Origin of the sequence: Acinetobacter sp. NS-4 (assembly GCF_037402435.1) — a bacterium.
Classification (GTDB): Bacteria; Pseudomonadota; Gammaproteobacteria; order Pseudomonadales; family Moraxellaceae; genus Acinetobacter.
In genome coordinates this window covers 210,802-233,106 of record NZ_JBBEUE010000004.1, presented here as the reverse complement: position 1 = coordinate 233,106, position 22,305 = coordinate 210,802, and the positions used below count along the sequence as shown (strand labels likewise).

Below are 22,305 nucleotides of genomic sequence, written 5' to 3'. Positions count from 1 at the left end.
TGATGTTTCAAATGTTAAGGAGCAGCATGCTCCTTTTTCATTCTCTATTTCTAAATGAATATTTACATAATTTTGTCATTAAATGCCAACCCGCAATTCATTTTGGCATAGATAATGTAGACATCTGTATATAAATGCGCAAGAAAAAGAGATCTTTTGCATGTCTACTTCATTAAATGGTCTTCAATTCCCGATCAATCCCAACAGCAAAAAAGCCAGTACCTCCCAAACAGGCAAAGAAATTATTGCTGAAGCTCTGTCTATTGTTGACAACAAGGCATCCATGGATGCACTTGCTGAAAAAAATTGGCGCAAGCACTACCCGATCTACTTCAAAGCCTTGGTAGAACAAGGTATTCGCACCATCAACAACTCTATTACCATTGCCAAACAAGGCTTACATAAAGCGCATCATAGCTTTGACTTTTATCGTGATGGTCAACGCTATTTACTCAAAGACATCATGAAAGATGTCGATACCTCAGCGCTATATACCATTCAGCTCAAAGGTGAAAGTGATGCTGCACCAGAATGGTACGTCCCTTATAAAGGGCAAAAGTTACAAGGCCAGGCTTTACTGGATCAAATCCAGACCTGGCAAGATGCAGGCATTATCGAATGCAGTCATGCAGATGCCTTGCGTACCGCACAGGCGCATCCGGAATGGTTTGACCTTTCAGACCGTACCATGGTGTTATTTGGTGCAGGCTCTGAAGCTGGCCCGCTGACCTGGCTGGCGCGATGGAAAGCCAATATTATTGCCGTAGATTTACCCAATACTCGGGTGTGGGACAGAATTCTCAACACCATTCAGCAAGGCAACGCCACACTTTATGCGCCTTGCACGGAAAAATTGGCAGAAGATACCTCAAGTACAGTGCTGAAAGAAAAATTAGGCGCAGATTTACTGACCCAAACCCCTGAAATTGCACATTGGTTAAGCCAAAGTGAACGTCAGCTTGACCTGGCTGCTATTGCCTATCTCGATGGTGAAAAGCATGTCCGTGTTGCCATGGCCATGGACAGCATCATGGAATATGTCAGTGAGCAAAAATCCGATACCAGTTTAATGTTCATGTGCACGCCAACCGATGTCTATGCCATTCCGAAGGAAGTAGTCGAAGCCTCTTATGACAAGTTCCAATGTCGTTCCAAAGTCCGGCGGCTTATGAGTAAAGGCATTTCAACCGTTACCGCCAAGCGCTTTTTCCAGCAGAACCTACATATGCTCATTCCTTCCGACAATGGTCAGGAATATGGCATTGCGGACTGTCTGGTGGTCGAGCAAGGTCCAAACTATGCCTTGGCCAAGCGTATCCAGCAGTGGCGTGCAACACTGGCGCGTCATTATGGACAACGCGTCAGTATCAATATTGCACCTTCTACCACGACCCATTCAGTGACCAAAAATCCGTTATTGAAAGCGGCCTTCAATGGTGCCAGCCTGTTCGATGTGGAATCATTTAGCCCTGAAACCACCAATGCCTTAATGGCAGCCTTATGGATTTACGACCTGCGTCATCCGGAATCGGTAGCCAACCCTGAAACACCGTTGAGTCATCCATTAGAATTGATGATGAAAGGTGCTAACCATGGCGGTTTATGGCGTGTGGCTTATTTAGCACGTACTGCCCTGCCTTTTGCCGCACTGTATGGTTTTGCCAACGACAAATTGCCGATTAAGCAAGTGTTAGGTAAATTTAAGAAATAAGGGTGGATTTTTCCCTCTAGATGAATATTTTTATTGTCCTCTTGTTTTAGTCCCTCTCCTTCTAGGAGATGAGTATCCTCAGAATATATTCTGAGTACGCAAGGGAGAGATCATTTTTTTACTGTACTAAAAGGTACATATATTAATAAAACCCTCCACCTCTTACGGAATATATTCCTCATCCCAAAGGGAGGAGGAACTTCTCTCTTTTAAAAAGATGAGTAATTCTGCTAATCCAGGAAGAGTTTATTTTTTTTAAAAACCAAGTATTCCTTAAAAACAAAAAACGCTGCAATTGCAGCGTTTTTTGTTTCAAACAGAAGTCTTAAACGAACTGTAAGAATAGCCAGTACAAACCACCAGATAAACAGATGGTCGCTGGTAAAGTGAAAATCCATGCCGATAAAATCGTACGCACCATTTGTAAATTCAAACCTGATTTATTGGCTACCATGGTACCTGCGACTGCACTATTCAAAACATGGGTTGTCGATACAGGCATACCCAAACCATCTGCTGCAGCAATAGTGGTCATAGCCACAAGTTCGGCTGACATGCCTTGACCATAAGTCATATGGTTTTTACCAATACGCTCACCTACAGTGACCACAATACGTTTCCAGCCCACCATGGTACCCAGACCTAATGCCAAGGCAACAGCCACTTTCACCCATGTTGGAATGTACTGAAGGAATGAATCCAGGTTTTTACGATATTCTTTAACTAACTTGCTTTGATCTTTTGACATTGCAGGAAGCTGCTCAGCTTTATCTAAACGCTTAAATGCAGTCGTGCTGAGATACATATCATTGCGGATCGCAGAAACTTCAGCCTCTGGAATATTGTGAATATCACCATATTTGGCAACACGTTGACCCAAATGATCTGTCAAGCCCGCTAAAGCAGGAACCACTTCAGGGTTCACTTCTTTGGTTTGAATATATTTAGTAATAACAGCACGTGCCTGAGCATCCGTAATATTTTCATGCTGCGGATAAATAGCAGTAGCCGTTTGCTGAGACAATTGCTCAAAAGACTGAATATGTGCATTGTCTAAATTCTTATTTAAAGAATAAGCCAATGGTACACAACCAATCAAAATCAGCATAATCAAGCCCATGCCTTTTTGACCGTCATTTGAACCATGCGCGAAACTCACACCAGTGCAAGTGAAAATCAAAATCGCACGAATTAAAGGTGGTGGCGGCTTGTTACCTTCAGGCGGATGAAAGAGCTCCAACTGTTTACGGAAGATTTTTTTCACCAGTAAAAACAGGACAGCAGCAAAAGCAAAACCGATCAGTGGAGAAAACAGCAGTGCTTTACCCACTTTCATCACCTGTTCCATATCTACGCCGCTTGCGCCAGCGCCTGAATGAAGCAGGTAGTTCATAATACCCACACCTAAAATCGAACCGATTAGGGTATGTGAGCTCGATGCCGGAATACCCAAAAACCAGGTACCCAAATTCCAGAGAATCGCAGCAATCAGCATGGCAAAAACCATGGCAAAGCCTGCTCCAGAACCGACATTCATAATCAGTTCTACAGGTAATAAAGCAATGATGCCGTAGGCTACTGCCCCACTTGCCACCATCACCCCAAGGAAATTACAGAAGCCTGCCCACATTACGGCAACAGGGGCAGATAAAGCATTGGTATAAATGACCGTAGCTACCGCATTGGCCGTGTCATGAAAACCATTAACAAATTCAAAGCCTAAAGCAATTAACAACGCAGTCGCTAAAAGAATAACGGAATATAAACTTAATGTCGGAACATGCGCCAAATCGGTGGAAAGCTGAAAACCGATATACGCTAAAGTAGAAATAATAACCGTGAAAAACACCGGCATAAAAAATTTCGGCGTAGCAACATGCACATTCGTCGATTTCGTTGGTGCTGACTGCACCTGATCTTGGACGGGAGGAATATTAGAATTCATGCAGACGGTTCAAAGGGGATAATTAAATCCCCTATATTCTTCAATTTAATTGTGACAATTATATGACAAAGCGCTGTCATATAAAGCAATATTTCATACTTTATTTGCCACATTTCTCGCTAGAATCCCGAGATAAACAGTCGACTTACACAATAAAAATCATATACTTATAGTCAAATCTCATCAATTTCCCCTTGTACTTCAGCCATTTCCAATAATGTTACAAGGCATAAAATATCAGACAGCCAGACGCTGTCATACGGATACATAACACAGCATGATGCATATTCATTACAGCTTGATGAAGGATTTATTACAGAACTTTCAACGGGCTGCCTTGAATTCAAGCCGACTATTTATTCAGCAAGCCAATCATTGCGCTCAGTAAATAAACTGAATATCAGTAAAAATGAACTGATTTCTGCTAACATATATGCCGATTTTATATTCCATCGGATTGGGGTTATTTATGTCCACGCTTGCCACCCTAAAAGAGCTGCTCGCTCAACGGATTCTGATTATCGACGGTGCTATGGGCACCATGATTCAGCGTCACAAACTCGAAGAAGCTGACTACCGTGGTGAGCGTTTTGCTGACTGGGCATCTGACCTCAAAGGCAATAACGACCTTTTAGTGTTGACGCAACCGCACATTATCCAGGGTATTCACGAAGCCTATCTTGAGGCGGGTGCCGACATTATTGAAACCAACAGCTTTAACGGCACACGTGTTTCAATGTCTGACTATCACATGAAAGATCTGGTTCCCGAGATTAACCGTGAAGCGGCACGTATTGCCAAAGAAGCTTGTGAAAAATATTCAACCCCAGAAAAACCACGTTTTGTTGCCGGTGTACTTGGGCCAACATCACGTACCTGTTCGATTTCGCCAAACGTCAACGACCCTGCTTTCCGTAACATCACTTTTGATGCTTTAAAAGAAAACTATATTGAAGCTGCACATGCCCTGATTGAAGGTGGTGCAGACATTCTATTGATCGAAACTGTATTCGATACCTTAAACTGTAAAGCTGCAATCTTTGCAGTGAAAGAAGTGTTCAATCAAATTGGTTATGAATTGCCATTGATGATCTCAGGCACCATTACCGATGCATCTGGCCGTACCTTGACTGGTCAAACAGCAGAAGCCTTCTGGAACTCTGTCCGTCATGGCGATTTGCTGTCGATCGGCTTTAACTGTGCCTTGGGTGCAGATGCCATGCGTCCGCACGTGAAAACCATTTCCGATGTAGCCGATACTTTTGTATCTGCCCATCCAAATGCGGGCTTGCCAAATGCCTTCGGTGGTTATGATGAAACTCCGGAAGAAACCGCTGCATTTATTAAAGAATTCGCTGAAAGCGGTCTGATCAACATCACCGGCGGCTGCTGTGGTACAACGCCTGATCATATCCGTGCCATTTACAATGCGGTAAAAGACATCAAGCCGCGTCAGGTTCCTGAAACCAAACCTGCTTGCCGTTTAAGTGGTCTAGAGCCATTTAACATTACTGCTGAATCACTGTTTGTAAACGTTGGTGAACGTACCAACGTCACCGGTTCGAAAAAATTCCTGCGTTTAATCCGTGAAGAAAACTTTGCCGAAGCTTTAGATGTTGCGCTACAACAAGTGGTTGCAGGCGCACAGGTGATTGACATCAACATGGATGAAGGCATGCTCGATTCGCAAGGTGCGATGGTGCATTTTCTGAATCTTGTTGCTTCTGAACCTGAAATTTCACGTGTGCCAATCATGATTGACTCATCTAAATGGGAAATCATTGAAGCAGGCCTGAAATGCGTACAAGGTAAACCGGTCGTCAACTCAATTTCCTTAAAAGAAGGTTATGACGAGTTTATCCATAAAGCACGCCTATGCCGCCAGTACGGTGCAGCCGTGATTGTGATGGCCTTCGATGAAGATGGTCAGGCCGACACAGCAGCACGTAAGCGTGAAATCTGTAAACGTTCATACGATGTATTGGTGAATGAAGTAGGCTTCCCTGCTGAAGACATCATCTTTGATCCGAACGTGTTTGCCGTGGCAACCGGGATTGAAGAACACAACAACTATGCTGTCGACTTTATTGAAGCGACAGGCTGGATCAAGCAGAACTTGCCGCATGCCATGATTTCAGGCGGTGTATCCAACGTATCGTTCTCTTTCCGTGGTAATGAACCGGTTCGTGAAGCGATTCACTCAGTGTTCTTGTACCATGCCATCAAGCAAGGCATGACCATGGGTATCGTGAATGCTGGTCAAATGGCGATTTACGATGATATCGATGCAGAGCTAAAAGCTGCGGTTGAAGATGTGATTCTGAACCAAAACCAGGGTGAAAGCGGTCAGGAAGCCACTGAAAAACTGCTAGAAGTTGCTGAGCAATACCGTGGTCAAGGCGCTGCACAAAAACAGGTTGCAGATCTTGAATGGCGTAATCAACCGGTAGAAAAACGTCTAGAACATGCGTTGGTGAAAGGTATCACTGCCTTTATTGACGAAGATACCGAAGAAGCTCGCTTAAAAGCCAAACGTCCACTGGATGTGATTGAAGGCCCGCTCATGGACGGCATGAACGTGGTTGGCGACTTGTTTGGTTCGGGCAAAATGTTCCTGCCGCAAGTGGTGAAATCTGCACGTGTGATGAAACAGGCTGTAGCCTGGTTGAACCCGTACATCGAAGCGGAAAAAACAGGCGCGCAGTCTAAAGGTAAAGTGTTGATGGCGACCGTAAAAGGCGACGTACATGATATCGGCAAGAACATTGTTGGCGTGGTATTGGGCTGTAACGGTTATGACATTATCGACCTGGGTGTGATGGTACCGTGCGAGAAGATTCTGCAAACAGCCATTGATGAAAAAGTTGACATCATCGGCCTGTCTGGTTTGATTACCCCATCTTTGGATGAAATGGTCTTTGTTGCTAAAGAAATGCAGCGTAAAGGTTTTAATGTACCGTTGATGATTGGTGGTGCAACCACTTCTAAAGCACATACAGCAGTGAAAATTGATCCGCAATATTCAAATGATGCCGTCATTTACGTGGCCGATGCATCTCGTGCAGTCGGTGTAGCAACTACCCTGCTGTCTAAAGAGATGAAACCTGCCTTTGTGGCAGAAACCCGTGCTGAATATGAAAAAGTGCGTGAACGTATTGCCAACAAACAGCCAAAAGCTGCAAAACTGTCTTATGCAGAATCGGTTGAAAATGGCTTGAAAATTGACTTTGCAGCCAATGCACCTGTGAAACCAAACTTCATTGGTACGCAAACATTCACCAATTATCCTCTAGAAACTTTGGTTGAATATTTTGACTGGACACCGTTCTTTATTTCCTGGAGTTTGGCAGGTAAATTCCCAGCCATCCTGAAAGATGAAGTGGTGGGTGAAGCAGCGACTGACTTGTATAACCAGGCGCAAACCATGTTGAAAGACATCATCGAAAATAAACGCTTTGATGCGCGTGCAGTGTTTTGCATTTACCCTGCCAACCGTTCAGGTGCAGATTCGGTTGAAGTCTATGACGAAACTGGCACGACTATTACGCATACTTTTGAACATATCCGTCAGCAGTCGGATAAAGTGACAGGCAAGCCAAACTTGTCATTAGCTGACTTTATTGCACCTGAGCTTGGATATGCGAAACAACGTTTTGCCCAAGCGCAAGAGCGAAACGAAAGTGTAGCTGAGCCAGTAGAGATTCAGGACTATTTAGGCGGTTTCACTGTATCGATCTTCGGTGCAGAAGAAATGGCGAATGAGTACAAAGCCAAAGGCGATGACTACTCTGCCATTCTTGCGCAATCTTTGGGTGACCGTTTTGCTGAAGCCTTTGCGGAGCACTTGCATGAGCGCATCCGTAAAGAATTCTGGGGCAACCAGGCAGCTGAAACTTTAAGCAATGAAGAGTTGATTAAAGAGAAGTATGTCGGTATCCGCCCAGCACCAGGTTACCCTGCTTGTCCTGAGCACTCTGAAAAAGCGCCGTTGTTTGACTGGTTAGGTTCTACCGACAAGATTGGTACGCAATTAACTTCAAGCTTTGCAATGTGGCCGCCTTCATCTGTCAGCGGTTTCTACTATGCCAACCCTGAGTCACAGTATTTTAACGTGGGTAAAATTGCAGGCGATCAGCTTGAGGATTATGCGAAGCGTAAAGGCTGGACGTTGGATGAGGCGAAGCGTTGGTTAGCGCCTAATTTGGATGATTCGGTTCAGTAATTTGAATTAATAAAAAGCCCTCAATTTGAGGGCTTTTATTTTTTAATCTCCCTAAATTCCTCTTTAAAAAAGAGGAAGTAAAAAATCACCTCAAGTTAGGGGATTTTTTACTTAGAAATTAGCCTATTAAGTTCTTTATAAGCAGCTTCTAAACTTTCATAAACTTCAGTTCTAGGAATTTGTATAAAATTTTGGCTGTTTCTTCTATGTTTAAGAAGATACCCATCTTTTTCTAAAATAATTAAATAATCTTTACCTTTAAAATTTTCAAGAACAAAATTCCCATTTTCATCTTCTATCCAATTTTTCTTGTAACGTTCATAAACAGTCAAAGCTGCAAGTACATCTGCAATACTGTTAAACCTTTTATCATATGAACAAACCATTTTTCGAACAATAGATATCAATTTACTATCTACATAAAATGGAAACCTAGAATAATCAATAAGTTTCTGTGTAGTAATTCTATCCTCAATAACTTTATCAACAAATATTGCTTTATCAGCATATCTTGTCAAAGCGTTAAATCTCTTTCGATCTCGCGGCGATAAATAGCTTTCTCCATCAGTGCTTAAAGAACATCCCAATAATTCTGCTAGTATTATTCCTGCTTGATAAATATCTGATTTTTTATCAAAGAATCCCTGTGCCCCAAAGGATTCTGGAGGTCTATATAAAATACTATGCTTAGAAACAAAGGATTTATTTGATGAGTTTAGTTGTTTTACCGAGCCAAAATCACCAATTTTCAAACTCTCAGATTCTACTAAAAGATTATCAGGTTTAAGATCTCTATGAATTAAATTATATTCCTTCGAGTGAAGACAGCTTAAACCCTTGAGTAAATCCTTAAAAAGTTTCAATGCCATTTGAGTAGAAATACATTCATGACTCAAATAACTTGTTAAACTTTCTTGAGCTCTTTCCATCACATAATATGACGTTGAATAGCCTTGTGAAGACAACAACCCCGCATCATGCACCTTTACTATATTTTCATGATTTATACGAGCAACCAAAGTTGGTTCGTGAATAATAGAGTCTTTTTCATGATCATAAATCTTAATCGCCACTTCACGATTAAGATGTCTATTCTTGGCTAATATGATTTCCCCATTAGCCCCATCCTGATTACAACTTAAAAATTCAAGCTCTTGCTTTTCAATGAAAAGTTTTGCAATTTCTTTTCCATATTGTGAAGTCTCGATAAATTGATCCAAACTCATTTTTATAAGCATCCCACATTAGCTAATTGAAATGCCTTTTCCGTATATTTAGGATAACCATCGCAATGAGTTTGGATTACGCCTGATTTCAACTTAGCTCTTAAAGTTGCTCCAGCTACTGAAGTCACGTTAGTCTGATTCAAGGTTAGTAAAATTCCTTCCATAACAAAAGTTACTGCTCCAGCAGCATATTCACCTTTTTGTTGTCTTGAATTTATAACAATTTTAGAGGGAGAATATTGCTCGATTAACGCCACAAATAAATCGCGAAAACTTTGAGCATCTTCTTGGTTAGTACTATTAAGTGAGATTTTTTTATATTCTTTGCCGATACATTGACCATCGTTAGCTTTGTCAACGATAACTACAATTGCATCTGAGGCCTTCAACTCTATACCGAATACAACCATTTCCACTCCTTATTATTTTCAAGCTTTTAAGTAAGAATGAATTTGGGCTAGTTTTATAATTTCAAGGATAACATTAGAAATCTAATCTGAAATTTACAAAACAAATTAACCATTTATTCTCAACCCTCTCCCAAGGGGAGAGAGAGCGTTCATTGTGAATTAAATAACTTTATGAATTTAATAATGGAAGTTCCCTCTCCTTCTAGGAGAGGGCTAGGGAGAGGTGAAATACAAAACAGCCCCTTTTCTAACCGCTCAAGCCCAAATCGTCCGTTTTTACATTTTTAAGTCTGCAAAATTCAGCCATTTCCATAATAATAAGCCTATTCGAATTCTCCCAAATAAACGTGAAGGCTTTCCTCCAATGAAGAAACTCATGAACGGTGCTGAAAACATCGTTGTTGAAATGTGCATCAGACTATTATCAATACACCATTAAAGAATAAAAACCTTAAACAGCAGGCTTTAAGTTGAGCTCCAGATAATGCCGCACCTGATTACGTCCCTTTTGTTTAGCCAGATATAAAGCCCGGTCTGCCATACGAATGGTGTGTTCTTTTTTGGCATTGGCCTGAGAAAGGGCTACCCCAAAACTTGCACTGGTTTTTAGAATTCCCCCTGTTTCCAGCTCAAATTCTTCTTGTTCAATAATTTTACGACAACGCTCTGCAATCTCAATTGCCTGCTGCAAGTTTTGATCCTTTAAAATCAAAATAAACTCTTCACCACCAAAACGTCCGACCACGTCCTGTATCCGTGTTGTGGTACATAAAATTGTCGCCACACGCTGCAAAACAGCATCTCCGGTTTCATGACCATAATCATCATTAATTTTTTTGAAATAATCCAAATCCAGCAACACCACAGCATAGGTTGCTTTTTTCTTGCTTTCCAGGCTACTGAGTTCTTCACCAATATAACGACGATTAAATACATTGGTCAGCGCATCGGTCTGACTCATTTTTTTAATCTCCATTTCACGCCGGCGCCACTGTGACAGCAAAATTTCAAAAAACAAAAACGAAACCAGCAAGATCGGCAGATAGACCTCTGCCATACTCTTAATCCAGAAAGGATTATGATAAAACTCGCTATGCGTCAGGGCATCACTGAACACAGGTGCATAACGAATTACCCCATTAAAAGTTAAGTAACTAATAATCATGGTAAAAATAGAAGCAAAAACGGCGATGCTATAAATGATTTTGCGTGGATAATAGACCAGGCCAATCAGCACAATATTGATAAAACCAGAGATGGTTGCAGGACTAAACATACCCACGGTATAACCTGCATAAATCATCACGCCACCAAAAAACATCGGTGAAAAATAGGTAATAAATTGACGGAATTTTTCATTCCTTTTATATCGGTGGCTTAGCGCAATTAAGCCAATAAAAATGCCTAAAGTGATAAATAGAGTAGTAATACGGGTTATAAAAAAGTCATGATTAATCCAGACCCGATTTTCTTCTGAATAACAACTAAACAGATACCATTTAAGTGCACTGAGTTGGCAGAAGGCGCCAAAAAAGCACAGCAATACACCCTTGTCAAAATTGGACCAGTTAATAATTAAGTTATCTGATTCAAGTAAATGAAACTTGAACCTGCCCCAATAATGAAAAATCAGCAGCGGTATCTTTCTAAAAAAGCTCATTTTTTATGAATATCTTTATAATTTATAAATTTTTTTATTGCATCAATATCATACCAATAGGACAAAAATTAAACAATACGTACTTATATCCTCTCGATAAACAGCACCCCATCCAAATGATCCACCTCATGTTGCACAATTCGGGCAGGAAAACCGCTAAAGCTGGTTTCTACTACTTCTGCGTCCAAAGTTAAATAACGCAGCTTAATCATTTGAGCACGTGCAACTTGTCCACGCTCATCCGGTACACTTAAACAGCCCTCTTCACCCAAAACAGTCAGTTCAGACTTTTCTAGAATTTCAGGATTTACCATGACCAGCGCGTCCATTTCAGGTGCATCGGGATAACGCGGGTTCGGACGTGAGGCGACGATAATCACCCGTTTAGACACATAAACCTGAGGTGCAGCAATTCCCACACCGTTTCGTTCCAGCATGGTGGCATACATAGCTGCTGCAAGTTCCTTTAGCCATAGACTATTTAACTCAGTTCTTGCTACTTCTGCTGCTGTTGCAGTCAAAATGCGTTCACCATGCTGTGCCACAGGTAAAATGGTGCTCATCAATTCTTTCCTTACCTAGCGATAACACCAGGCTCAATATCTTTTTTAATTGAAAATCTTGTATAAATATTAACCTTAAAAAATACTCAGTCATATTCAGTTTTAACCTTTATATTGCATATTTATGAATGATTCAGGCAGTTTAAAAGGCTCAATATTTTAAGCCGCTTTTAATTTTGCTTGCTTATTATTTGCCAAATTTCTTTATCAATAAAAAATATGAATACGGCTCAGCTTCTTCTCGGTGTTGTTTTTAGTTCTATAGGCTTTGGCTATTTCTTGTATGGAAAAAAGCAAAAAATCATTGTGCCTTGGATCTGTGGCTTAGTCCTGATGATTTTTCCCTATTTTATAGAAAATACTGGCATATTAACCACAATCGGTATCCTTCTCTCTATTGCACCTTACTTTATTCGGCTTTAATTAGTGACAAATCATATTGATTTATTCATCAAATTAAGTTGGTACACCCAAAAGAAAGATTGATTTTTCATCTAAAAAACAAAATATTACAATTAAAAGATACCTAATCCATTTTGCTGACTTACAGAAACCTGAAGCATAGACGCAATACCTCGTTTAATGGGTGAAGATAAACGCACGCTGGGACTTTCATCTTTAGGCGGAGCACTCGAATTTTAGGACTGCGTGATTTATGTCTTTTACGCCAAAATCATTTCAGAACTGTTTTTTCCTAGCGGTTTAAGTCCGTTCTGAGCCATGCTGAATACCTATGGCATTTTTGCAGCGGGTTATTTCTTCCGTCCCCTCGGCGGTGTGGTGATGGCGCATTTTGGTGACCTGATTGGACGTAAGCGTTTATTCAGCCTGTCCATTTTACTGATGGCCTTACCTACCTTAATGATCGGGATGATGCCGACCTTTGAAAGCATTGGCTATGCTGCACCGTTATTGTTATTGCTGATGCGTGTGGTTCAAGGCATTGCGATTGGCGGTGAAATTCCTGCAGCTTGAACCTTTGTTTCCGAGAACACTTACCTTCAACTAAAATTGGCTTGGCCAATGGTTTACTCACTGCCGGGCTTTCGTTGGGCATCTTGCTCGGCGCCTTAATGTCGCTGTTTATTTCGCTAAAATATAGCGAGGCAGAAATTCACGACTGGGCATGGCGTGTGCCTTTTATTGTAGGCGGTATCTTCGGTTTAATTGCGTTATATCTGCGCAGTTATTTAAAAGAAACCCCTGTATTCAAAGCCATGCAGCAACGTAAACAACTGGCGACCGAAATGCCGGTGAAACAGGTGTTGGCAGAACATAAAACTGCAGTCGTGATTGGCATGTTGTTTATCTGGTTCATTACTGCTTGTGTAGTGGTACTCATTTTGGCTATGCCGAATCTGCTCACAGGAGCCTTTGGTTTCGAGCGTGTCGATGCCTTTAAAATGCAGAGTGCAGCCATCATTATGCAAATGCTCGGTTGTATTGTTGCAGGCTTACTGGCAGACCGCTTGGGTGCAGGCAAAGGATTATATGGGGTTCACTGGCTGTTGCCGTGATTGCCGCCATTTTCTATAACAGCTTGGGACATGTTTCCGCTGCGACCGTATTTATGCTGTATATGTTGCTTGGACTGTTCTCAGATACAGTCGGTATGGTGTCTTACAGTATGGTGAAAATGTTCCCGGCCCAGATTCGCTTCTCGGGTATTTCATTTTCCTATAACGTGGCCTATGCCATTGCAGGTGGCATTACGCTACCATTGGTGCAATGGTTAAGCTTATATAGCAAGATTGGCGCTATGTACTATATAGGCGTGGTCTGTGCGGTCGCATTCTTTACCGCACTGCTTTATAGAGCCAAGTTTGAAAAACATGGCGGCATATCTGCCATGACCCCAGCACCAAATGCACTGAAAGATTAGCGATAAAAAAGCCCTTCAACTGAAGGGCTTTTTTATGGATTAAGCAGTTAAATTTTTCTTTAATTCATCTTCAACAATCTGAATTTCCAGCTGGCTAAATTTACGAATTTCAGTTTCGGCATGTTTTTCCAGCATACCCGAAAACAAAGGAACTTTAACTTTGACATGCCAATTCAGGCTAATGTGAATTTGCTGCTTATCTCCTGTCACTAGACGCTCGCAGTTCGCTTCTAAAGGCATATTTGCGCCCAAGGTGATGTTTGAAGTTAAAGCAGCTAAATCTGTAACATCGGTACGCTTGACTCGAAATGCATCTTTAAGGAATTTTTTTGCCATATCCGGTAGATTGACATCCAAATTATAGGCACGGCGTAAAGTGTAAATATCACCGCTCATTTTAGACTCAATAATTTCTAATTTTTCACCAGGGATGCGCCTACATACCGCTTCGTGTAAGGCCGTATTTGCTACAAGTTGTTTGAACTGATCAATTGAAACACCCTGAATTGTAGAATTCACAGTAAAACGATGTGCCATATTTTCTAATCCTTTGTTTTTCTAGTGGTCGTTTTAAATATTTCCAAACCATTCGATCATCACTGATCTAGCCTATTTTTATAGCTCTTTATTTAATTGAATTTTAAAGCTGTTGGCATTGAGGCTCTATACTAAACTATTCAGCACATATACTGCAATAAATTGCAATTTTCCCAGTACAGCTAATCCTGAGAAAATGCCCACGATATTCAATGATCGCATCAAATTGTTCGGCGCCATCATCCAGACCTGTGGCAGTCCAGGTTGTGCCTTGGGGAAAATCCTGCAACCAGACCGCTTTATAAAAGTCAGAGACTGAATCGAAGTTGAGATATTTTTCCGGCTCGGCTTGAATTCGGCCTGCCAGTTCGTCAAACCTGTACAACTGGTATTGAGTAAAGTCGATCAGCATCCCTCTCTCCTCAAGCTTAAACGCCTTTGAACTGTGTCAAAGCCTGTTTCTTTTTCACCTGTTCCCACTGCCACCAGCCAAAAGCAGCCAGCCCCACAAAAGCGGCATATAAACCGGCAGTCAGGAATAAGTCCTTATAAATAAACATGCCGACATAAATGATATCGACAAACACCCACAGCACCCAAGTCGCAATATGTTTACGACTGGTCCAATAAGTGGCCAACAGACTAAACGCGGCCAGTTGTGAATCCAGCATTGGCACGGCTGCATCGGTAAAATGTTTCAGTGTTAAACCAAAAATCAACCCACCCACAGCGGCTAACAGCATCTGGAAAAAGACAGTTTTTTTGGCTATCGGCTCAATGCGAATTTCATGATCTTGCTGTTTGCCCTTCAGCCAGTGATAGAAGCCGTAAAAATTGACTACCATGAAAAAGAACTGCAATATGGTTTCACCATAGAGCTTAAATTGATAAAAAAGATAGGCATACAAGACAAAGGCTGCAAAGTTAAACCACCAGCACCACATGTTGCGTTTAATGGTGAGTGCTACCCCAATAATACTAATAATAACTGCAACAACTTCTAAAGGTGACATGGCAATAATCAAACCGCTAAATAGTGTTGCTATTATGAAAAAAATGGCCCTGAACGCAAGAAAAATTGTACCAATCACCTAACTTAATCAGACAATCAACCACTCTGTTTAATCTATAGTTTTATATCGGTATACAAAAAATTGATTGGTTAAATTTAACGGTTGTCGGATCATCGTTTTAAAATCTAAGAAACAATCCATCTGGAAAAATAACAATGTCGCAACAACAAGGAAAAGTCAGCCGGGAAATTCGCGGGTCTCTGTTTTTAATTGGACTCGACCGGGCTGCAAAAAGAAATGCCTTTGATAGCCATATGATTCATGACTTGTCACTGGCTTTAACTGAATATGAAGATGATCCAGGATTACGTTGTGCAGTCATTTTTGCCCATGGTGATCATTTTACTGCAGGACTGGATTTGGTCGAGTTACAAGCCAAACTGGAAACAGGCGTGTTTGATTTTGAACCCGGGCAAATTAACCCTTGGGGCACCAGCTCAAGACCACGCAAGAAACCGGTGATTGTGGCCGTACAAGGGATTTGCTATACCGCAGGTATAGAGTTAATGCTAAATGCCGATATGGTCATTGCGCAGGACAATTGCCAGTTCGCACAAATGGAAGTGCAGCGCGGCATTTTACCCTTTGGCGGTGCAACCGTGCGTTTTGTACAGGCTGCGGGCTGGTCCAAAGCCATGCGCTATTTACTGACCGGCGATCACTTTGATGCAGCAACGGCAATGGATTTAAACCTGATTAGTGAAATTACCGCTGAACCGCCACTGCAACGTGCCATTGAACTGGCGGAACATATTGCCCAGGCTGCCCCGCTGGCCGTGCAGGCAACCTTAGCTTCGGCGAAAGAAGCAGCTGAACATGGGGCTGCAACTGCATTTTCCCATTTACAGCAACATCTGGCACCCTTGCTCAAAACTCAGGATGTACAAGAAGGTGTCATGGCCATGCTGCAACGCCGTGCACCTGAATTTAAGGGTCGATAGTTCAATAATTCACAGTTTAAATCCAATAAGAACATGAGTTTGAACAGATACATGAACGTGCCATCCAGTTTTTTAGTGATGAATTAAAAGGCTGTTTAATCGGATAATTTCAATTGGAGTACACTATCAGTCTGCTTAGATTCTAGAAAAAATTTGCGTTACTTTTCAGGATTGGGAAATGGCTTTTTATCCATGATTTAAAACCCAGCTTGCAGAATATGCGGCTAAAATTTTGGAAAATAAAGTCTGGCCGATTATAAACGGGCAATTTTGATGTATCGCCTGAATGATGAGCTGTTTTATCTGGATCAGCTGAAGCAATGCATCTTAAAGCAGTGGGTTAAAAATAGTGAGCTCTTGAATAAAACCCAGGATGCTTTAGTTGAATGTTAACGATGATATAAGCAATTCGGGCAACTGCTTAAATCAAACGCGATTCGGCTGCTCCTTGAATTCACATTTATGCTCACAGCCAAAACGGTCAATATGGGTATAAAACACGCCATAACATCCGACATAATATTCTAAAGACTGGTCATAGAAGGTCCAGTAAATCGACCACTCGCCTAAATCCAGCTTACGAATCCGGGTTTGTGCCTTGGCGGGCAGTTTTTTTAGAATTCCTTCTTGAACTACAATAGCCTGACTTAAATTACGTTCAGTCAGATGGCGTTCAAAAAATATCTGGCAAACATCATCAAACAGCTGTTGTTCATATTCTTCTACCTCATCTACCCGTGCTTTCGGTGTAGACAAAGACTGTGCCGAGGTCGCATCAGGTTTGATTAAATCGGTAAGTTGCTTGATTCTGAATTGCTGAGTATGTTGATTAATCTGAATTTTAAAAAATATTTTCCAAAGGACTATCAGCCCAAGAAAAAGACATAGCCCCAAGAGTATTTTCAGCATAGCGTCACTCTCATGAATAAATAATTATTATTTTTATATTATATAAACAATTTGAATAAAAATTATACGATTTTTAAAATTTTATGTTATAAAAAAGAATGCCAAGGAATTTTACTCATGTTCCCTATTTCTTCATCTGCTCAACATACGCTTATCACTTGCTTCGCTTTGGATCTTCAGGTCAATAAGGCCAGTTCACGACGTGTGGAGTTTTTACATGAGGTGCCTTGGAAACTGTACCCTGATGATGATTTAGAATAAATCATTAACCAAAAAATACCCCAAGGTCGCCTCAACAGCGGCCTTTTTTATTGCCTAAAAACAAGGAAAAAGCTGATGAATCATCCGATCAATAAAAATGGATTCCCCACACCACTGTCCAAACCGGTTGTAGCCCCTTTTAACCAAAACTCACGCTTTGCTACAGCCGGTCAATTTATTACTGTTGTGCTGATTTGGTCACTGACACCACTTGCAGCCGTCTGGACAGTGCATGAAATTCATTGGGCGTGGGGCTTATTTATCCGGTTTAGCTTGGCCATCCCTATTGCCCTGGCCTGTCAGGCCTACTTCAAGGTCAAACTACCCTTGCACCCGCAAGCTTTGCTCAGTTATGCCGCGGGTGCTCTCGGCCTGTTTGCCTCCATGGCCTTTTGCTATATGGGTGCTTCCAAGGTGCCTTCCACGGTGATTTCAATCATTTATGGTAGTGCTCCCTTTGTCTCGGGTTTAGTGGCCATTTATATTTTTCGCAGTGAAAAGTTTAGTGCCTATCAATGGCTGGGCTTGCTATTGGGTATGTTGGGTTTATATTTCGCCCTGGGCTTAAACACGCAAAACCTGTTATTGGATAGATTTGGTATTGGTTTGGAAATCGTGGCCATGCTTTTGTATGTAGTTTCTGCATTTGCTGTGCGTGCGGTTGCTGCAAATATCCATCCGATCAGTCAGATGACCGGTGCCACCATCATGTCATGGCTGGGTTATTGCTGTTTGCTGCCATTTTTCTGGTCAGAGATGCCCGATAAGCTGCCTTCATTCCATGCCCATATTGCACTGGTTTATAGTGCAGTTTTTTCATCGGTACTGGCGATGATTTTTTATTATCAGCTGCTCAATAAAGTCAATCCAACCACGCTGATGCTGATTACCATCATTACACCTGTCCTTGCCACACTGTGGGGCACATGGCTTAATCATGAAGCTCTAAGTTCGCATTTCATCTTGGGGCTGTTGTTACTCTGTTCAGGTTTAGCCTGCTATGCTTTACGCGTACCGGGCAAATAACCGATAAAATAAAACAGAAAAATCCCGGGCTTGATGCCGACCCGGGATTTTCTTGGTTCTGGATACAGATAAGAATCTTTTATTCAATATGAATGATTTTGCCGTGTTCATCATGATGAACCACGGTGACCTTTTTCTGGCGTCCTTGTTCTATTTCTTCAACAGCCAAACCAAAATGTTGCCCATAATCGGAGATATTTTTGGCAGCCGTAGTCTTTACTGTTTTTGCAGGAACAAAATTCGACCATAGCAGCAAGCCCACGGCACAGGCCAATAATGCACTCACACCATGCTCAATACCTAAGCCGAAAGCAGAAAAAAGGTGATGAAACACATGATTTTTTTGCAGGCTCAAGACACCCATCACAATCAGTAACGGACGCCATAACAACAGCCACACTGCCCACATCATGGCGGTAGATGTATGCGATGCATAACGTTTATGCCACGGCAAGCAATGACGTAAATCAATAATTAAAGGATTATTTTTCATGGGTGACTTCCTCATTATTGAGCGTGGAATTACGTATACCCCGGTCTGGACTAACCCAGCGTGCGCGCTGGCCATGACCACGTAACAAAACTTTAGGAAATGCCACAATACTGGCCGTCAGGGTGATCAGCCAGAATACAAATGGATACCAGATCATCCAGAAGTAATTCTTGCCCAGTGAATGTTCATAACGGCTATCCATCCATTTGCTCATGGCAAACTGTAACAGGCAGGTTATGCCTAACAGCAAACCGGTGCCATAAGGTAAAAATGGCGAACTGATGCCCGATATATCCAGTGGAACGACAAAATGCACTAACCAGATGATAGCCATAAACAGCATTAAATAAGACCAGATCAGTGTCAGGATCAATTCACAGAGCAAGGGCCATAAAAAATTCAGTTTTGGTTGAAACAGCACATCTATATTTTTAATCAGTACCTGTGCCCCGCCCATGGCCCAGCGCAAGCGCTGTTTCCATAAGCCACTAAAGGTTTCTGGCATTAAAATCCAGACCAGGGCATTCGGTTCAAAGTGAATATTCCATCCCGCACGTTGCAGCTTCCAGGTAATGTCGATATCTTCCGTGAGCATGTTAGGGGACCAGTAGCCCACTTCATGCACGGCACTTTTACGAAAGGCGGTAATCACGCCAGAGACGGTAAACAGTCGGCCAAAGCTGCGTTGTGCCCGTTTAATCATGCCGACAATGGAAGAAAACTCTCCCACCTGAATACGACCAATCAGGGTAGAACGGGTACGAATTCGTGGATTTCCTGTAACCGCAGCCACGGTTTCATCTTGCAGAAAATGCCGTAGCATCCAGATCGCGGCATGCGGATCAAGCAAGGCATCGCCATCGATGCCCAGCAAATATTCTGCATCGGTAAGCAGGCTTCCAGCCTGTAATGCCATAGCCTTGCCCTGATTATGGGCCAAATGCACCACACGCAATTTTTCGTGCTGATCTGCCAGACGGTTTAACACGGCCGCGGTGTTATCCGAACTGCCATCATTAATCGCAATGACTTCAAAGTTTGGATAATCCAGTGCCAGCGCATGGCTGAGTGTTTCTTCAGCATTATCGCCCTCGTTAAAACAAGGCACCAGCACTGCCACCTTAGGATATTCAGGCAAAGCTGCAGGCTGCTGATACGGCGGATCCTGTCGCTCTTTCCAATAGAAAATCAGTGCACCAATCATCCATAAATACGACATAAATAATGGATAATAAAAAACAAAGTGCAATGCAGAATGCCAAAATTGCTGCAGCGTTGACATATAGAATTCCTTTAAGGAATAAGTTTGCTTGATTTCAAATCAAAGGCTTTGCGTAATACGTGAGTATCTGGATAATCCTGAATTGGATCATCCGGATAATACGCTTCATGTATCACACCTTGGGTATATAAAGACTCAATGGTTTTGGCCATTTCATCTGAAGGGACTCTTTGATTGGTTCGCCAGTTCACCGACTGTAATTCAAAGACGGTTTTTTTCATGCCATTCGGATATTGCTTCACGCGATTGACGATATCGCGATAAAAGGCATCGTTATCTGTCGCTTGCTCCATATAGGGCATCGCCATGATCGCAGTGAAGTCATAACGGTTAATCGACTGTTCCAAAGACTGTGAATACCAGTTTTCCGCATAAGGTTTCAGGGCAACTTGTGCATATAAGTTGCGTGCAGTCAGCAAGAATGGATGATACTGACGGACTTCTTGTGCCAGTTGCATGGCGAAGTCATCAATATATTTGGTCTTGAAGGCAGTCCACTTTTCCAGCTCGGCATCATTATTACGAATTTTGGCCAGATCTGTAGGCAAGCCGATAGAAGCATAAGCATGCAAGGCTTCAGGACTGGCATCTTCATAGTCAGACAAGGTAGTGTCATCGTGGAATAAAATACCGTTAAATGGCACTGTCTTGGCCAGGTCCTGATAAATACCGGCAATGGTTTTACGCGCATCGGCAGAAAAAGGACTTAAACGGTGATAACCCATATTCAGATGTTCTGAATCATTGGCTTGTTGGGTAACCACCACATCTTTAGCCACCGGATTATTTTTAGGCAGTTCCCAGGCCAATAACGGCATCCAGGCATAGACCCGGCTGACTTGGGTACGGGTTTGAATTTGCCAGGCAGCACGGTTAAACAGGTCGGCACGCATGGGTAAATAACGGTTCGGGAAATACACCATATCCGCAGAACCATTAGCATCCGGATCGGAAAAGGCTTGCAGATACACAGTATTGACTTTCATCGCCACAATCCGGTCAAGCAAGTGATCCAGATTGCGTTCTTGTTGAATTGGATCTTTGTCGTAAATGTAATCCAGATCAATATGCATGATTTTTTGCGGACGGTTATTGTCGCCTAAATGTTCCTGACGGTTTTGAATTTCCTGAGCCAAATCTGCCGTGGTCATATTGCCTTCAATCAGAATACGGTTGAGCTGCCCCAATGAATCTTTAGCCGAATCTGCACCATCGTCCAGACTAATCGCTACCGGCATACCTAACTGTTTGGCAATTTTCACAGTTTGCATGGTGTAATGCCCATAAGGCCATACCATCACGCGAGGTGATTTTAAGCCGTGAGCACTCAATAACTGATTATTCTTGTTTAAATCATTGTGAATACGTTGTTGATAATGGCGATCGGTTTCATAGCTTGCAGATTTAGGATCATATAAGCGGGTGACTGCCGCTGGTTCCATATTGCCTTGCGGATTGCCCAAGATGCCGCGATGCAAGTTATAGCTGTGACTGGCAATTTCCACCAGACCACTGTCTTGCATCTGTTTTAATTCGGCCCAAGACAACATTTGATTGCGCTGAATTTTCTCGCCTGAGAAGTCAATGCTTTTCCCTGCCTTAGGCTCTAGCCATGAACCCACCACTGCCAGCACAACTGGAATTTTATTGGCTTTAGTAATCGGATAGGCATTTTTATAAAATGAAGCATAGCCATCATCAACTGTCATTAAAACCGGCTTGCTGGGTAAATGGTATTTGCCTTGGTGTGCTTTAATCAACTGATCGACATTAATAAAATGAAAGCCATTATTTTTAAGCCAGCTAATATGTTGCTGAAACTGCTGAGTCGTTACTGAATAATCTGGAATGAGTGCCGATTTACCATCGGTAATTTCATGATAGCCAATCACCGTAAGGGTGGGATTGTGGGTTGGCAGTGTTTTACTCCAGGCTAAATGAGGCATCTGACATAACACGGCGGAAAGAGAAGCAGAAAGCAAGGTGGATAGCAAGCGAATCTTCATTGAATGGTGCTCAAAAATCATTTTATGCTCTGAACACGCAGCATCATTGATCAATAGAAAACTACCCTTTTCATGATTTACGACGTTCAGAACTCTCAATCTGTCTTTTTATCCAATCAAGCTGAAATGAAGCTTAAAAAATAATAGTTTTTTGAAAA

18 protein-coding genes and 1 pseudogene are annotated in these 22,305 nt (G+C 42.0%); 7 read left to right on the top strand and 12 right to left on the bottom strand.

Annotated features, from left to right (window positions below; translation table 11 throughout):
- Nucleotides 1-160 precede the first annotated feature (160 nt).
- Complete coding sequence (locus tag WAE57_RS05235) at nucleotides 161-1,711, top strand: hypothetical protein (RefSeq protein WP_337708872.1); 1,551 nt, start codon at nucleotides 161-163, stop codon at nucleotides 1,709-1,711.
- A 325-nt stretch (nucleotides 1,712-2,036) separates the two neighbouring features.
- Here WAE57_RS05235 and WAE57_RS05230 read toward each other — a convergent pair whose 3' ends face one another.
- On the bottom strand, nucleotides 2,037-3,656 hold the full coding sequence (locus WAE57_RS05230) for an inorganic phosphate transporter (protein ID WP_237786219.1): 1,620 nt from the start codon (nucleotides 3,654-3,656) through the stop codon (nucleotides 2,037-2,039).
- A 469-nt stretch (nucleotides 3,657-4,125) separates the two neighbouring features.
- On the opposite strand from WAE57_RS05230, the gene metH reads away from it, so the two are divergent.
- Complete coding sequence (gene metH / locus WAE57_RS05225; protein WP_337708870.1) at nucleotides 4,126-7,878, top strand: methionine synthase; 3,753 nt, start codon at nucleotides 4,126-4,128, stop codon at nucleotides 7,876-7,878.
- 107 nt (nucleotides 7,879-7,985) lie between these two features.
- On the opposite strand, the gene WAE57_RS05220 is transcribed toward metH, so the two are convergent.
- The 4 genes from WAE57_RS05220 to def form a co-directional block, all read right to left on the bottom strand.
- Nucleotides 7,986-9,104: a serine/threonine-protein kinase gene (locus WAE57_RS05220; RefSeq protein WP_337708868.1), complete on the bottom strand. Its 1,119-nt coding sequence runs from the start codon at nucleotides 9,102-9,104 to the stop codon at nucleotides 7,986-7,988.
- Between the two features lie 2 nt (nucleotides 9,105-9,106).
- The gene (locus WAE57_RS05215) at nucleotides 9,107-9,514 is read right to left on the bottom strand and encodes a DUF3010 family protein (protein ID WP_337708866.1); all 408 of its coding nucleotides are present in this window, start codon (nucleotides 9,512-9,514) and stop codon (nucleotides 9,107-9,109) included.
- A 451-nt stretch (nucleotides 9,515-9,965) separates the two neighbouring features.
- Nucleotides 9,966-11,174 (bottom strand): GGDEF domain-containing protein, encoded by a 1,209-nt coding sequence (locus WAE57_RS05210; protein ID WP_337708865.1) that lies wholly within the window; start codon nucleotides 11,172-11,174, stop codon nucleotides 9,966-9,968.
- Between the two features lie 83 nt (nucleotides 11,175-11,257).
- Nucleotides 11,258-11,737: a peptide deformylase gene (gene def / locus WAE57_RS05205; protein WP_337708863.1), complete on the bottom strand. Its 480-nt coding sequence runs from the start codon at nucleotides 11,735-11,737 to the stop codon at nucleotides 11,258-11,260.
- 219 nt (nucleotides 11,738-11,956) lie between these two features.
- On the opposite strand from def, the gene WAE57_RS05200 reads away from it, so the two are divergent.
- Together WAE57_RS05200 and WAE57_RS05195 are read left to right on the top strand one after the other, a co-directional pair.
- On the top strand, nucleotides 11,957-12,160 hold the full coding sequence (locus WAE57_RS05200) for an amino acid transport protein (RefSeq protein WP_237786213.1): 204 nt from the start codon (nucleotides 11,957-11,959) through the stop codon (nucleotides 12,158-12,160).
- A 159-nt stretch (nucleotides 12,161-12,319) separates the two neighbouring features.
- Nucleotides 12,320-13,619 (top strand): annotated as a pseudogene (locus WAE57_RS05195) (MFS transporter).
- A gap of 39 nt (nucleotides 13,620-13,658) precedes the next feature.
- On the opposite strand, the gene WAE57_RS05190 reads toward WAE57_RS05195, so the two are convergent.
- The 3 genes from WAE57_RS05190 to pnuC all read right to left on the bottom strand — a co-directional run bounded on the left by WAE57_RS05190 (nucleotide 13,659) and on the right by pnuC (nucleotide 15,169).
- Entirely contained in the window at nucleotides 13,659-14,156 is a 498-nt protein-coding gene (locus WAE57_RS05190) for a DUF2505 family protein (protein WP_237786212.1), read from the bottom strand.
- A 136-nt stretch (nucleotides 14,157-14,292) separates the two neighbouring features.
- Entirely contained in the window at nucleotides 14,293-14,568 is a 276-nt protein-coding gene (locus WAE57_RS05185; protein ID WP_337708859.1) for a hypothetical protein, read from the bottom strand.
- Nucleotides 14,569-14,584: 16 nt separating this feature from the next.
- Nucleotides 14,585-15,169: a nicotinamide riboside transporter PnuC gene (gene pnuC / locus WAE57_RS05180; protein WP_337708857.1), complete on the bottom strand. Its 585-nt coding sequence runs from the start codon at nucleotides 15,167-15,169 to the stop codon at nucleotides 14,585-14,587.
- A 215-nt stretch (nucleotides 15,170-15,384) separates the two neighbouring features.
- Here pnuC and WAE57_RS05175 point away from each other — a divergent pair, with 215 nt between their 5' ends.
- Nucleotides 15,385-16,170, top strand: a complete 786-nt coding sequence (locus WAE57_RS05175; protein ID WP_337708855.1) for a crotonase/enoyl-CoA hydratase family protein — start codon at nucleotides 15,385-15,387, stop codon at nucleotides 16,168-16,170.
- Between the two features lie 426 nt (nucleotides 16,171-16,596).
- Here the strand turns inward: WAE57_RS05175 and WAE57_RS05170 are convergent, their stop codons facing one another.
- Nucleotides 16,597-17,079 carry a hypothetical protein gene (locus WAE57_RS05170; protein WP_337708853.1) on the bottom strand — a complete coding sequence of 161 codons (483 nt, stop codon included), beginning with the start codon at nucleotides 17,077-17,079 and terminating at the stop codon, nucleotides 16,597-16,599.
- A 117-nt stretch (nucleotides 17,080-17,196) separates the two neighbouring features.
- On the opposite strand from WAE57_RS05170, the gene WAE57_RS05165 reads away from it, so the two are divergent.
- Both WAE57_RS05165 and WAE57_RS05160 read left to right on the top strand, forming a co-directional pair.
- Nucleotides 17,197-17,340 (top strand): hypothetical protein, encoded by a 144-nt coding sequence (locus WAE57_RS05165; protein WP_337708851.1) that lies wholly within the window; start codon nucleotides 17,197-17,199, stop codon nucleotides 17,338-17,340.
- 75 nt (nucleotides 17,341-17,415) lie between these two features.
- The gene (locus WAE57_RS05160) at nucleotides 17,416-18,366 is read left to right on the top strand and encodes a DMT family transporter (RefSeq protein ID WP_337708849.1); all 951 of its coding nucleotides are present in this window, start codon (nucleotides 17,416-17,418) and stop codon (nucleotides 18,364-18,366) included.
- A gap of 79 nt (nucleotides 18,367-18,445) precedes the next feature.
- Here the strand turns inward: WAE57_RS05160 and pgaD are convergent, their stop codons facing one another.
- Genes pgaD through pgaB form a run of 3 tightly spaced genes read right to left on the bottom strand, consistent with a single transcriptional unit; the run spans nucleotide 18,446 to nucleotide 22,147 of the window.
- Nucleotides 18,446-18,859: a poly-beta-1,6-N-acetyl-D-glucosamine biosynthesis protein PgaD gene (gene pgaD, locus WAE57_RS05155; protein WP_086176861.1), complete on the bottom strand. Its 414-nt coding sequence runs from the start codon at nucleotides 18,857-18,859 to the stop codon at nucleotides 18,446-18,448.
- Nucleotides 18,849-20,141 carry a poly-beta-1,6-N-acetyl-D-glucosamine synthase gene (gene pgaC, locus WAE57_RS05150; RefSeq protein ID WP_337708846.1) on the bottom strand — a complete coding sequence of 431 codons (1,293 nt, stop codon included), beginning with the start codon at nucleotides 20,139-20,141 and terminating at the stop codon, nucleotides 18,849-18,851. Before pgaC ends, pgaD begins: the two co-directional genes overlap by 11 nt.
- 11 nt (nucleotides 20,142-20,152) lie before the next feature.
- Nucleotides 20,153-22,147 carry a poly-beta-1,6-N-acetyl-D-glucosamine N-deacetylase PgaB gene (gene pgaB, locus WAE57_RS05145; RefSeq protein WP_337708844.1) on the bottom strand — a complete coding sequence of 665 codons (1,995 nt, stop codon included), beginning with the start codon at nucleotides 22,145-22,147 and terminating at the stop codon, nucleotides 20,153-20,155.
- Nucleotides 22,148-22,305: the final 158 nt, after the last annotated feature.